We start from the raw sequence: 12136 nt of genomic DNA, 5'->3' as shown, positions 1-12136 counted from the left end.
GGCGGACGGGCCGTCAGGCGGGTGCTGGTGGGCGGCCGCCGCGGCTCAGGGGCGGTGGCGGGCGGTGAGTTCCCTGTGCTCGCTCGGCGAGGGCTTGGGGATCTGGGTGCCGGGGCCGTAGAAGGCGCGGCTGAGCGCGAGGCGCAGGCGCCGGACGCGGGTGGGCGCGGAGCCGTCGGGGTCCCGGCCGGGCGGGGCCTGGAGGGGCCGGTACTGCTGGTGGGTGGTGAGGGTGTGCAGCCGCGCCGGGTCGAGGGGCTCGTGGACCTCGACGTACTCGCCGTGCGGCAGGCGCTTGATGACGCCGGTCTCGCGCCCGTGCAGCACCTGGTCGCGGTCGCGGCGCTGCAGGGCGAGCGCGAGGCGCTTGGTGAGGACGAAGGCCAGGACCGGGACGAGGAACAGGCCGACGCGTACGGTCCAGGTCACGGAGTTGACGGAGACGTGCAGGCGGGTGGCGATCACGTCGTTGGCGGCGCCGGCGAGCGCCACCGCGTAGACGCTGAGCCAGGCCACCCCCAGGGCGGTCCGTACGGGACGGTTGCGGGGGCGGTCCAGCAGGTGGTGGTCGCGGTCGTCGTCGGTGACCCAGGCCTCCAGGAACGGGTAGGCGCCCATCGCGAGGAAGAGCAGCAGGCCGGCCAGCAGGGGCAGGAAGTTGTCCAGGGCCAGGGTGTGGCCCCACAGGTCGGTCTCCCAGCCGGGCATGACACGCAGCAGGCCGTCGGCGACGCCCATGTACCAGTCCGGCTGGGATCCGGCGGCGACCTGGTCGGGGCGGAAGGGGCCGTAGTCCCAGACGGGGTTGATCTGGGCCACGGCGGCCATGAGGAAGATCACGCCGGAGACCAGGCAGAGGTAGCCGCCGGACTTAACGGCACGGACCGTGAACGGAAGCCCGACGACGTTGTTCTCGGTACGGCCCGGCCCGGGGTACTGGGTGGGCCGGTGGCGTACGGCCAGTGCCGCCCGGGCGGCCAGGACGGCGACGATCAGCGCGGGGATGACCAGGGTGTGCAGGGTGTTGAAGCGGGCGATCAGGTCGTCGCCGGGGAACTCGCCGCCGAACAGGAGGAACGAGAGGTAGGTCCCCACGACCGGGATCGACAGCAGGGTGCCGTGGACGACCCGCAGGCCGGTTCCGGACAGCAGGTCGTCGGGCAGGTCGTAACCGGTCAGGCCCGCGAACATGGCCAGGACCAGCAGGACGAAGCCCAGTACCCAGTTCAGCTCGCGCGGTTTGCGGAACGCGCCGGTGAAGAAGGCCCGCATCAGGTGGGTGAACAGCGCGGCGACGAAGACCAGCGCCGCCCAGTGGTGTGCCTGGCGGATGAGGAGACCGCCGCGTACGTCGAAGGAGAGGTGCAGGGTCGAGTCGAAGGCCCGGGAGACCAGTTGCCCCCGCAGCGGCGCGTACCGGCCGTCGTAGACGAGGAGGTCGGCGGAGGGGTGGAAGTACAGGCTGAGGTAGACGCCGGTGACCAGGAGGACGAGGAGGCTGTAGAGCGCGATCTCGCCGAGCAGGAACGACCAGTGGTCGGGGAAGACCATGCGGCGCACGGAGCCGGCCGGGCCGCGCAGGCCGGTCCGGCTCGCCGCCCAGGTGACGAGCCGTTCCCCGCCACTCCCCCGCTCCGGTTCGGCCGGCCGGCTGTCGTTGCCCATCTCGTCACCATTCGCTTGCGTCCCACCCGGGCCGCCGTGCCCGGTCCGTGCCGGACCGGTGCACAGCGGACACGGCGGAGCCGGTTCGTCCAGGACGACGCCCTGCTGCGCTGACTGCGCGATATGCACTGTCTGCGCCGTCTGCACTCTTCGGGCGTATTCATGAACTGCTGTCCCAGGCAAGACCGGTGAGACGCCGAAGGTGTGACACCGTCACGCGGGGTGGTGCCGGGAGGTGACGACGTTCTCCAGCCCCTCCCCCGCTGCGAAGTGGGCCAGCTGCCGTCGGATCAGCGCTTCGAGGCGCGGCCACAGATCGGGGGTGAAGGCGCCGACGTGCGGGGTGATCAGCACGCCGGGCGCGGTCCACAGCGGATGCCCCGGCGGGAGCGGCTCGGGGTCGGTCACGTCCAGGGCGGCCCGCAGCCGGCCGCCGTGCACCTCCTTCAGCAGGGCGTCGGTGTCGACGACCGCGCCCCGGGAGACGTTGACGAGCAGGGCGCCGTCCTTCACGCGGGACAGCAGTGCGGCGTCGAAGAGCCCGCGGGTCGCCGCGGTCAGCGGGGTGGACAGCACGATCACGTCCGCGTCCGCGACGAGCCCGGGCAGCAGCGACACTGCGCGCACCGGCCCTTGGGGCGTGTCCCGCTCCTGGCGCCCGACGCGGGTGACGGCGCACCCGAAGGGGGCCAGGAGGTCCTCCAGGGCGGAGCCGACGGCGCCGTGGCCGACGATGAGCACGGACCGCCCGTACAGGGTGGAGTGGGTCTGCGGGTCCCAGTCCTCGCGCTCCTGGGCGCGGAGCGATTCCGGTATGCCGCGCAGGGAGGCGAGGATCAGGGTCAGAGCCAGCTCCGCCGTGCCGGCGGCCGGGACTCCCCGCGCGTTGCACAGGGTCACCTCGCGGGGCAGCCGGTCCAGTCGTGCCCGCAGTTCATCGGTGCCGGCGCTGAGCGCCTGCACCGCCCGCAGGCGTGTCATGCGGGCCAGCGGCCCGGCGATGACATCGATGTCCTTGGTCAGCGGAGGCACGTAGAACTCCACCTCCGCGGGGTCCGTGGGGAAGGCCGAACGGCCGTCCCAGCGGGCATAGTCCAGGCCCGGGGGCAGATCGGCGAGACGGCCGAACTTCTCCGGCAGCCATACCTGGGGGGAACGCGCGGTCATGACGACGTACTCCGCTCTCACGACGGTCTCGGGGCCACCGGTCCGGGGCGGGGAAGACCACGGGCGGAGCCGGACCATTGACTGCGTACCGTGTGGTTCTGTGACAGCGGGCGGTGGTGGGTACAGTGGCTTTGTCCACGAGAACGCGGTTCTGGCTCAGGTTGTGCGATCCGTGCACTGTGAGTCACGGCTGAACCCTCTCGGACTGCCTGGGAAGTTGCCTCAAAACGAGCAGTGGCACGAGTGACTGGGCCGACAGTTCGTGGCTGTGAATGAGATCTTGTTCCGACTGGAAGAGCTGTTGCTCCCCTCGATCGCGGACGTCGCGGTGCTTTCGGTAGACGTGAACATCGCGATAGTGCGTGTTGATGCGCGATGCACCACGGTGGGCGCTGCGTGTCCGGGTTGTGGCGCGTGGTCAGCCAAGGTGCACGGCTCCTACCTGCGCTTCCCCTCTGACGTCCCGAGCGCGGGACGAAGGGTCGTTCTTCGACTGCGGGTCCGCCGGTTCGCCTGTCGGAACGTCGAGTGCGAACGTCGCACGTTCGTCGAGCAGATACCCGGCCTGACCCGGAGGAACGGTCAGCGGACCGAGCGCCTCCGCTCGACCTTGGCGGCGATCGGTCTCGCTCTGGCCGGCCGGGCCGGTGCCCGCCTGGCGCCATCGTGGGAGGGGCGGTCAGCCGAAGCACGGTCCTGCGACTGGTCGCCGCGCTCCCAGAACCGGAGGCGCCCGCCCCGCGGGTGGTCGGCGTCGACGAGTACGCCACCCGCAAGGGCCGCCACTACGGCACCGTCCTCGTGGACGTCGAGACCGGTCGCCCCGTCGACCTGCTACCCGACCGGGAGTCGTCGACCCTGGCTGCGTGGCTGGCCCAGAGGCCCGGAATCGAGGTGGTCTGCCGAGACCGCGCGCCGTTCTTTGCCGAAGGCGCCGCGGTCGGCGCCCCGCAGGCCGTCCAGGTCGCAGACCGGTGGCACCTCTGGCACAACCTCAGTGAGGCCGCCGAGCGGAGTATCGCCCAGCACCGCCGATGCCTGGGCGTCCTGGTGCCCGAGGCTCCTGAGACGCCGGAGCCGGAATCTTCCGACTCGCCTTGGCCGACCGGCCACCGGTTTGCCGACCGAACCCGGACCGTTCACGCCACGGTCCACGCCCTGGTGGAGGCGGGGCACAGTCGCCGCGCGATCCAGCGGCAGCTCGGCATGACAAGCCGAACCGTCAAACGGTACGCGGACGCTGCCAGGCCAGAAGACCTTTTCACCGGTCAGTGGCAGACAAGGCGCTCGGTTCTCGACGAGTACAAGCCCTACCTCGACGACCGCTGGAGCGAGGGCGGCACGAACGCCTGGAAACTGTGGGAAGAGATCGTCCCACTCGGCTACACGGGCAGTTACCAGCGGGTCCGGGCCTACCTCCGCCAGAAACCCACCTCACCACGGCCGGTGACGGCCCGTCCGCCTTCGCCCCGGATCGTCGCCGGGTGGTTCTCCGTCGCCCGGAAACCCTCTCCGAGACCGAACAGCTCCGCTTGAAGCACGTCCGGGCCAACTGCCCCGAAATCGACGCACTCACCAGGCACGTCCGGTCCTTCGCGACCATGCTCACCGAGCGCCAGGGCCAGCTCCTGCCAGACTGGCTCACCGCCGTGAGGCAAGACGACCTCCCCAGCCTCCACACCCTCGCCGCAGGAATCGAGCGCGACCGCGACGCCGTTGTCGCCGGTCTCACCCTGCCCTGGAACTCGGGCGTCGTCGAAGGCCACGTCAACCGCATCAAAATGCTCAAGCGCCAAATGTTCGGACGCGCAGGCTTTCAACTCCTACGGAAGCGCGTCCTGCTGGCATGAATCCGAGTGGGATGGGGCTGGCCGGATTCGAACCGGCGTCCTCCCACATGCGGTGAAGGCGCGACAACCGCTGCGCTACGAGCCCCATCCCGCCAGCGATCATACGAGCAACCCGCACCCAGCGCTCTGAATTTATCCAAGAGGACTGATCACTCAGCGCGACGACATCACACAACTTGAGCCACAACCGGAGAACGGAAGTCGTTTGTCGATGAGCGCGGGAGGCGTCCCGAAGGCGGCCAAGTCGATGCTCACGAGTTCGGGAGGCGCCCGCCGAGAATGATCTTGCTAGGGTCCACCCAGGGTGGGGCGTTCAACGCGTGGGAGGTGGGCAGGCAGTGACCCCCGAGGAGCAGGAGCTGATCATGGGTCTGGCGGTCGGACTGGGGGACGGCCCGACGCGCGCGCTCGACGAGGTGCTCGCCCATTTCGGCGAGGCCGATGGTGAGGCCCTGGCGCTGAGGGTGCTCCGGGACGCCATGGAGCGCCAGGACGCCGACGACGTCGAGATGGCGCTGATCGTGCATGCCGCGGCCGACGCCTCCGTCGAGGAGTTCCTGGAGCCGTTGACCGAGTTGTTCCCCGCCGAATGGCACAGGGACCACGAGGACATCGTGCGCATGCTGGGCAGGCTCCGCTCGCCCAGGACGGTGCCGACAATGGCCCTGGCAACCCACTGGGTCCCCGAGCACCTGGACTGGGACGAGAACCGGGCACTCGCGGTGAAGGCGATCTGGGCTCTCGGCGCCATTCCCGGCCCGGAGGCCCGGGATGTCCTCGAAGGGCTGCGCGACGACAGGAACGAGATCATCCGCGAGAACGTGCTGAACCAGCTCGCGCGACGCGGCGAACTCTGACCGCGGAGTCGTAGCCGCTCACACGGAACGCCCGGCCGCGTTTCCTCGGCCAGGTGTTCCGCCCCAGGTCGATCTCGCCCGAGCTTCCTGTACCCCGGCTGTCACACTCCCTGCCCATTCATTGTCATGTCGGGCATGCACACTGTCATCAGCCGACCTTCGGGCACCCGACGGGAATCCGAGTCCTACGCGGTCACCGCGGAGTTCTACGACATCCTCCAGGCCGACACGGACGAGGCGCGGGTCCGCCGCCTGTACGGCCGTGAGATCGCCCGGGCCCAAAGCGGCGTGCTGGACATCGGGGCCGGTACCGGGCGGGTGACGATGCTGGCGCTGGGCGACTCGCGGGTCGGCGTGCACGCCGTCGAGCCGGCCCGGGCCATGCGCACGTCCCTGCTGACCCGGCTCGCCGCCCTGCCCTGCGAGCAGCGGGACCGGGTCACCGTGCACCCGCGTCCCCTGGACGAGGCGGGCCTGCGCGCGGTCGCGGACGTGGCCGTCTGTCACAACATGGTGGGCTGTCTGCCGCCCGCCGTCCGCGAGAGGTTGTGGCCCGCCATCGGCAGGGCTCTCACGCCCGGCGGTGCGCTGTTCGTGCAGTTGCCGCCGGCCCGGCCCCCGGCCCGTACCGTCGTGCGCGTGTTGGCCGACCAGCGGGTCGGCGAGCACGTCTACGGCGGGCGCATGACGTTGTCGGCCGCCGGCTACCGCATCCGCGCCCGCGCCGACTACTGGGTCAGGGGCGCCGAGGGCGTGCTGCGGGAGCACAGCGAGACGTTCTGGATGTGGCCCGCCACGCGCGAGCGGCTGCTCGGCGAACTGGCGCAGTACGGATTCGCCCCGCTGGCCTGTCACCAGGACGCGGAACTGCTGGCCGTGACGCTGCGCCGATGACCTGGGGGGGCACCCGTACGGCATGCCCCCCCAGGGCATCGGCGCTGTCACAACCGGGCCTGCCGCACGGTCTTGTGGGCGACCCCTCCATCCGGCTCGCTGTGCGCGCCGTACCTTCTGGGACTGGATTCGACATGTCGCGTGTGAAGAGGTTCGTGATCGTCGGGGGCGGCCTGGCCGCCGGCAAGGCAGCGGAGGAACTGCGCGCGCACGGTCACGACGGGCCCCTCGTCGTCATCGGTGACGAGCGGGAGCGGCCCTACGTCCGGCCGCCGCTGTCCAAGGGCTATCTGCTGGGCAGGGAGGACCGCGCGTCGGTCCGCGTCCACCCCGACGATTGGTACGAGGCCAACGAGGTCGACCTGCTGCTCGGCCGGAGCGTGACGTCCATCGACCGGGACGGCGGCACGGTGTCGCTGGACGACGGCGGTCGCGTGCCGTACGACAGGCTGCTCCTGGCGACCGGTTCCACGCCCCGGCGGCTGGCCGTCCCGGGCGCGGAGCTGGACAACGTGCTGTATCTGCGGCGTCTGGGTGACAGCGACCGTCTCCGGGCCGTCTTCACCGAGGGCGCGCGGATCGTGGTGGTCGGCGGCGGCTGGATCGGCCTGGAGACGGCGGCGGCCGCCCGGACGGCCGGGGCGCACGTGAGCGTGGTCGAGCACGGCGAACTGCCGCTGCTGAAGGTCCTGGGACGCGAGGCCGCCGAGGTGTTCGCCGGGCTGCACCGTGAACACGGTGTCGACCTGCGTACCCGCGCCGGGATCGAGCGGATCACCGGGAGCGGCGGACGCGCGGACGGTGTGGTGCTCACCGACGGGACGCGTCTGCCCGCGGACGCCGTGGTGGTCGGGGTGGGCATCACGCCCAACGTGCGCCTTGCCGAGGAAGCGGGCCTGGAGGTGCGCGACGGCATCGTCACGGACGCGCACCTGCGGACCTCCGCCGAGCACATCTACGCCGCCGGTGACGTCGCCAACGCCCACCACCCGCGGCTCGGCCGCCATCTGCGGGTGGAGCACTGGGCCAACGCCCTGCACCAGCCGCGTACCGCCGCGCTGAGCATGCTCGGCGAGGAGGCGGTGTACGACCGGCTGCCGTACTTCTACACCGACCAGTACGACCTGGGCATGGAGTACACCGGGTACGTGGAGCCGGGCGGCTACGACCGGGTCGTCTTCCGCGGTGCGCGCGAGGAGCGGCGCTTCGTCGCGTTCTGGATGTCCGGGCGGCGCGTGGTGGCGGGCATGAGCGTCAACGTGGGGGATGTCATCGGGCAGGTCCGGGCCCTGGTGGAGTCGGGGGCCCAGGTCGACGACCCCTTGCTGTGCGACCCCGAGGTCCCTCTGCGGAGCCTGCTCGCGTGAGGCATCGCCGGATTCCTGTGCCCGTTCACCCCGTCCCGAGAGGATCAGCCATGTCCCCCGAGCCCGCCGCCGTCCTGGACGCCGGACCGTTCGACGGTGTCGACCCGGACGAGTTCGTCCGCGCGGCCATGCACTGGCACTTCGACGCGGAGACCGGTTCGCGCTACTGGCTGGAGCGGGCCGGCCGGCTCGGTTTCGACCCGCGGCACGATGTCAGGGGTGTGGCCGACCTGGCCTTCTTCCCCGATCTCGCCGACGAGTTGCGCGAGGTCCCGGTGACGGACCTGGTCCCGCGTGGCTACGGCGGCGGCGTGCGGCTCGTCAACGTCTTCGACAGCGGCGGGACGACCGGGGCGCCCAAGCGCGTGGTCCAGCTCGACGACTGGGTGGCGCACAGCACCGCGCACGTCGACCGGCGGCTGCGCGCCCACGGCCTGCCCACGGGAACCTCGTGGCTGACCGTGGCGCCGACCGGCCCGCACCTGGTGGGGGACGTCCTGCAGCGGGCGGCACGGTCCCTGGGCGGCCCGGCGCTGAGCGTCGACATGGACCCGCGGTGGGTGAGGAGGCTGATCGCCGCGGGCCGGGCCGAGGAGGCCGAGGCCTACACCGACCACCTGGTCGAGCAGTGCCGGCGGATCCTGGCGACCCAGGACATCGGCGTCCTGGCCGCCACCACCCCGCTGCTGGAGCGCTTCGCCCGCGAGGACGACCTCCTGGAGCGGATCAACGGCACGGTGCGGGCCATCGTCTGGGGCGGCACGCACATGGACCCCGACACCCGCCACCTGCTGGCCACGGACGTCTTCCCCGACACGCCCCTCATCGGCATGTACGGCAACACCATGATGCTCACCGCGTTGTTGGAACGGGTCGGGCCCGGCCCCGACGAGCCCTGTGTGTTCGACCCGGTGTCACCGTACGTGTTCCTGTCGGTCGTCGCCCCCGGCACCCGGCAACCCGTCGCGTTCGGGGAGCGCGGCCAGGTGATCGTCAGTCATGTCAGCAAGTCCATGCTCATCCCCAACAACGCGGAACGCGACACGGCGCTGCGCGTGCGCCCGTCCGGCGGGCAGGCGGGGGACGCCGTGGCCGACGTGGCACCGGTGCCCACCGTCGAGGGCGCCCGGGTGATCGAGGGCGTGTACTGATGGCGGCCGCCGAGACTCCCGCGCCGGTCCACCTGGACGCCCTGGGCCCCCGCGGCCCCTACCGTACGCGGGTCCCGGGCGCGGTGCGGGACGTGACCGGTGCCGAGGTGGCGCGGCTGAGCCTGGTGCCGCCGGTCTATGTGGCGCGGGCACTGTCCGCGCTGCGCGCGGCCGAGCCGGTGCCGGCGTCCCGTATCGACGCGCTCCTCGCGGCGGCCGCGGAGGAGTTCGCCACCGGGACCGTCGGCGGCCTGGACGTGCGTATGTACGAGGACCTCGTCAGCCGCACCTGCGGGATTCCGCTGCCGGTGGTGCGTGCCGCGACCCGGGACACCGCGCGGTTCGTGGCCCTGGCGCGGTCGTCGGCGGAGGAGGGCCGGCCGCGCGGGACGCTCCCCGGGGACGGACCCGGCCCCGGGCCCGTCCCCGGGCGTATGGGCGGCGGGTACGCCGTGTGGGCGCGGCGCGGTGATGTGTTCGCGGTCAACGCCTCCGGCAACCACCCCGGTGTCCACCGGCTGTGGCTGGAGGCCCTGGCGCTGGGCTACCGCGTGGCGGTGCGCCCCTCGCGGCGTGAGCCGTTCACCCCGCACCGGCTGGTCGCCGCGCTGCACCGCGCGGGTGTCCGGCAGGACCAGCTGGTGCTGCTGCCCAGCGACCACCGGGCCGCCGACGTGCTGGTCCGCGGCGCGGACCGCGCGGTGGTGTACGGCGGTGACGACGTGGTCGCCCGGTACGCCGGTGACCCCCGTGTGCTGCCGCAGGGGCCCGGCCGCAGCAAGATCCTCGTCACCGCGGACACCGACTGGCGCCGGCACCTCGACACGATCGTCGCGTCGGTCGTCGGCGAGGGCGGCACCGCCTGCGTCAACGCCACCGCCGTGCTCGTCGAGGGCGATCCGGCACCGCTCGCCGAGGCCCTGGCGGCCCGTCTGTCCCGACTGCCCGGTCTGCCGCCGCAGGACGAGCGGGCGGTGCTCCCGGTGTGCGGTCTGGAGCGGGCCCGGGCCCTGGACTCCTTTCTGCGGTTGGTGGCGGCCGGGACCCGATCCTGGCTGGGCGGTGACGGCATCGTGGAGGACCTCGGCGACGGGAGTGCCGTGCTGCGCCCGGCGGTGCACCAGGCCGATCGGGCCGACGCCGAGCAGCTGCGGGCCGAACTGCCCTTCCCCTGCGTGTGGGTGGCGCCCTGGAGCCGTGCGGACGGCACCGCCGCGCTGCGGGACACCCTCGTCCTGACGGCCCTCACCCGCGACCGGGCCCTGCTCGACACGCTGCTGGCGGAGCCCACCGTCGCCAATGTGTACGTCGGCGACCACCCGACCTGCTGGATGGCTCCCGGCGTACCCCATGACAGCTATCTGTCGGACTTCCTGATGCGCGGCAAGGCGTTCGTCGGCACCCTGTGAGGGGCTCAGTGGGGCATGAGCAGCATCAGGGCGGTGCCCAGCGCCATCGCTCCGTGGCGTGTCGGCCCGTACGGATCCGTCGTCGCCGCGGCGTGTGCGCGGGCGGCGGCCGTGGCGGTGGTGGCGGCGGGCAGGGGCGGGGTCATGGTCCGGGTCAGCGACCAGATCGCGTACCCCAGGAGGTACGAGGTCAGGACCGTGGTGACCACGGTGTCCTGGACGGGGTGTGCCGTGACGTGACCGAAGTGTCCGGTGGCGGCGTGCTGGTGGCCGTGGGAGGGGCGCAGCATCCAGGCCATCGCCGCCATGCCCGCCGCAGCCGGCAGTCGTGCGGTGAGCGCCGCCGTCGCGTGCGCCGTGCGGCGGGCCGGGCGGGGCAGGAGGAACCACACGGCGGCGGCCGTGAACAGGAGCACTGCCGTCCTGCCGGACAGCGTACGGCCCGGGCCCCAGGGCATCACCGCCATGGCGCCGCCCATGGCGGCGTGCAGAAAGTGGTCCGCCCGCTCGCTCCGCCCGGCGCCGCCGGGACGCAGGCCCTGCCACAGGGCGTGCGCCGCGACGAGACAGAAGAGCACTGTGAGCAAGCCGTGTTCCACGTCGAGGGGGGTACGCATGGACACCGTCTCCCACACTGTGTGCACCTTCCTGGTCTTCTGCCATACGTCTTCTGCCATACGTCTTCTGGCGTATGTACTCCGCCGTACGTCTTCTGCCGTACGCAGGCATGACCGTGTGCGCCCTTGATTCGTGACACGGTGTGCCGCCGGGAAGAACTGGCCCGCAGCGCCGCTTGTACGATGGTGCGCACGACGCCAGAAGGGACTCTTCATGCACGCCGGCAACCGGCCCGACCCCCTTGATCAGGCGATGGAGGACTTCCTGGCGGTACGCCCGCAGCTCTTCGGCATCGCGTACCGCGTTCTGGGCAGCATGGTGGAGGCCGAGGACGTCGTGCAGGAGACATGGGTGCGGTGGCAGAACACCGACCGTGTCAGGGTGAAGGAGCCCGCGGCGTTCCTGACGACGGTCGTCACGCGGCTGGCGATCAACCTGGCGCAGTCGGCACGGGTGCGCCGGGAGTCGTATGTGGGGCCGTGGCTTCCCGATCCCGTCGACACCACGGAGGATCCGCAGCTGGGAGCGGAGCGTGCCGAGGCCCTGGAGCTGGCGGTGCTGATGCTTCTGGAGAAGCTGAACCCGGTGGAACGCACCGCCTATGTGCTGCGGGAGGCGTTCGACTACCCCTACGGGCGGATCGCGGAGATCCTGGAGACGACCGAGGCCAACGCGCGTCAGCTGGTGAGCCGGGGGCGCAAGCACCTGGCCGCCGAGCGGACGGCGCGCGTCACGCGGACCGCCCACCGTCGTCTGCTGGAGACGTTCCTGTCCGCCGCGCGGACGGGCGATCTGGCGGTCCTGGAGGGCATTCTGGCCGCCGACGTCGTCAGCTACTCGGACGGCGGCGGTACCCGCGGCGCGTCCAGGATCCCGGTGGTGGGACGGACCCATGTGTCGCGTTACCTCGCGGCGTTCGCCCCGCTGTTCTGGCCGGGGACGGACGTGCGGTGGGTCGAGGCGAACGGCCTGCCGGCGGTGCTGATCTCCTCGGGCGGGCAACCGGTCGCCCTGCTGTCCCTGAGCATCCGCGAGGAGGGCGTCGACCGGGTCATGTGGGTGATGAACCCGGCCAAACTGGCGCCGTACGTGGCCTCTTTGGCGGGCTGACCGGCCTTCGGCCCCCTCCTCCCCCCCTGGGGCGGCGTCACAGGAGGG

9 protein-coding genes, 1 tRNA gene and 1 pseudogene are annotated in these 12136 nt (G+C 71.8%); 7 read left to right on the top strand and 4 right to left on the bottom strand.

The genetic code is table 11. The features are described from left to right. Nucleotides 1-45 precede the first annotated feature (45 nt). Complete coding sequence (qcrB, locus tag ABTZ54_RS31045; RefSeq protein ID WP_351669563.1) at nt 46-1665, bottom strand: cytochrome bc1 complex cytochrome b subunit; 1620 nt, start codon at nt 1663-1665, stop codon at nt 46-48. Between the two features lie 213 nt (nt 1666-1878). Then, nucleotides 1879-2832, bottom strand: a complete 954-nt coding sequence (locus tag ABTZ54_RS31040) for a 2-hydroxyacid dehydrogenase (protein WP_351669561.1) — start codon at nt 2830-2832, stop codon at nt 1879-1881. 268 nt (nt 2833-3100) lie between these two features. On the opposite strand from ABTZ54_RS31040, the pseudogene ABTZ54_RS31030 reads away from it, so the two are divergent. Further along, nucleotides 3101-4682: pseudogene (locus tag ABTZ54_RS31030) on the top strand (ISL3 family transposase). Nucleotides 4683-4694: 12 nt separating this feature from the next. Here ABTZ54_RS31030 and ABTZ54_RS31025 read toward each other — a convergent pair. Beyond that, nucleotides 4695-4768 (bottom strand) — tRNA-Ala (locus ABTZ54_RS31025). 252 nt (nt 4769-5020) lie between these two features. On the opposite strand from ABTZ54_RS31025, the gene ABTZ54_RS31020 reads away from it, so the two are divergent. From ABTZ54_RS31020 to ABTZ54_RS31000, 5 genes are all read left to right on the top strand, one after another. Then, nucleotides 5021-5539 carry a HEAT repeat domain-containing protein gene (locus ABTZ54_RS31020; RefSeq protein WP_351669559.1) on the top strand — a complete coding sequence of 173 codons (519 nt, stop codon included), beginning with the start codon at nt 5021-5023 and terminating at the stop codon, nt 5537-5539. A gap of 135 nt (nt 5540-5674) precedes the next feature. Continuing rightward, nucleotides 5675-6433 carry a class I SAM-dependent methyltransferase gene (locus ABTZ54_RS31015; RefSeq protein ID WP_351669557.1) on the top strand — a complete coding sequence of 253 codons (759 nt, stop codon included), beginning with the start codon at nt 5675-5677 and terminating at the stop codon, nt 6431-6433. 134 nt (nt 6434-6567) lie between these two features. Beyond that, nucleotides 6568-7800 (top strand): NAD(P)/FAD-dependent oxidoreductase, encoded by a 1233-nt coding sequence (locus tag ABTZ54_RS31010; protein ID WP_351669555.1) that lies wholly within the window; start codon nt 6568-6570, stop codon nt 7798-7800. 50 nt (nt 7801-7850) lie between these two features. After that, entirely contained in the window at nt 7851-8951 is a 1101-nt protein-coding gene (locus tag ABTZ54_RS31005; protein WP_351669553.1) for a phenazine antibiotic biosynthesis protein, read from the top strand. Then, nucleotides 8951-10360 (top strand): aldehyde dehydrogenase family protein, encoded by a 1410-nt coding sequence (locus ABTZ54_RS31000; RefSeq protein ID WP_351669551.1) that lies wholly within the window; start codon nt 8951-8953, stop codon nt 10358-10360. The genes ABTZ54_RS31005 and ABTZ54_RS31000 overlap by 1 nt, the downstream gene beginning before the upstream one ends. Before the next feature lie 5 nt (nt 10361-10365). On the opposite strand, the gene ABTZ54_RS30995 is transcribed toward ABTZ54_RS31000, so the two are convergent. Beyond that, nucleotides 10366-10977 carry a DUF5134 domain-containing protein gene (locus ABTZ54_RS30995; RefSeq protein WP_351669549.1) on the bottom strand — a complete coding sequence of 204 codons (612 nt, stop codon included), beginning with the start codon at nt 10975-10977 and terminating at the stop codon, nt 10366-10368. A 214-nt stretch (nt 10978-11191) separates the two neighbouring features. Here ABTZ54_RS30995 and ABTZ54_RS30990 point away from each other — a divergent pair, with 214 nt between their 5' ends. Then, nucleotides 11192-12088: an RNA polymerase sigma-70 factor gene (locus tag ABTZ54_RS30990; protein ID WP_351669547.1), complete on the top strand. Its 897-nt coding sequence runs from the start codon at nt 11192-11194 to the stop codon at nt 12086-12088. The last annotated feature ends 48 nt before the right edge of the window (nt 12089-12136 follow it).

The organism is Streptomyces sp. NPDC094032 (assembly GCF_040303965.1).
Classification (GTDB): Bacteria; Actinomycetota; Actinomycetes; order Streptomycetales; family Streptomycetaceae; genus Streptomyces.
Note: the sequence above shows the minus strand (reverse complement) of the source record. Positions and strands in the feature narration are given on the sequence as shown.

What these genes read in the sequence shown, in the direction of transcription:
- qcrB (WP_351669563.1), bottom strand. Translation starts at nt 1,665, where the DNA reads ATGGGCAACGACAGCCGGCCGGCCGAACCGGAGCGGGGGAGTGGCGGG.
- ABTZ54_RS31040 (WP_351669561.1), bottom strand. Translation starts at nt 2,832, where the DNA reads ATGACCGCGCGTTCCCCCCAGGTATGGCTGCCGGAGAAGTTCGGCCGT.
- ABTZ54_RS31015 (WP_351669557.1), top strand. Translation starts at nt 5,675, where the DNA reads ATGCACACTGTCATCAGCCGACCTTCGGGCACCCGACGGGAATCCGAG.
- ABTZ54_RS31010 (WP_351669555.1), top strand. Translation starts at nt 6,568, where the DNA reads ATGTCGCGTGTGAAGAGGTTCGTGATCGTCGGGGGCGGCCTGGCCGCC.
- ABTZ54_RS31005 (WP_351669553.1), top strand. Translation starts at nt 7,851, where the DNA reads ATGTCCCCCGAGCCCGCCGCCGTCCTGGACGCCGGACCGTTCGACGGT.
- ABTZ54_RS31000 (WP_351669551.1), top strand. Translation starts at nt 8,951, where the DNA reads ATGGCGGCCGCCGAGACTCCCGCGCCGGTCCACCTGGACGCCCTGGGC.
- ABTZ54_RS30995 (WP_351669549.1), bottom strand. Translation starts at nt 10,977, where the DNA reads ATGCGTACCCCCCTCGACGTGGAACACGGCTTGCTCACAGTGCTCTTC.
- ABTZ54_RS30990 (WP_351669547.1), top strand. Translation starts at nt 11,192, where the DNA reads ATGCACGCCGGCAACCGGCCCGACCCCCTTGATCAGGCGATGGAGGAC.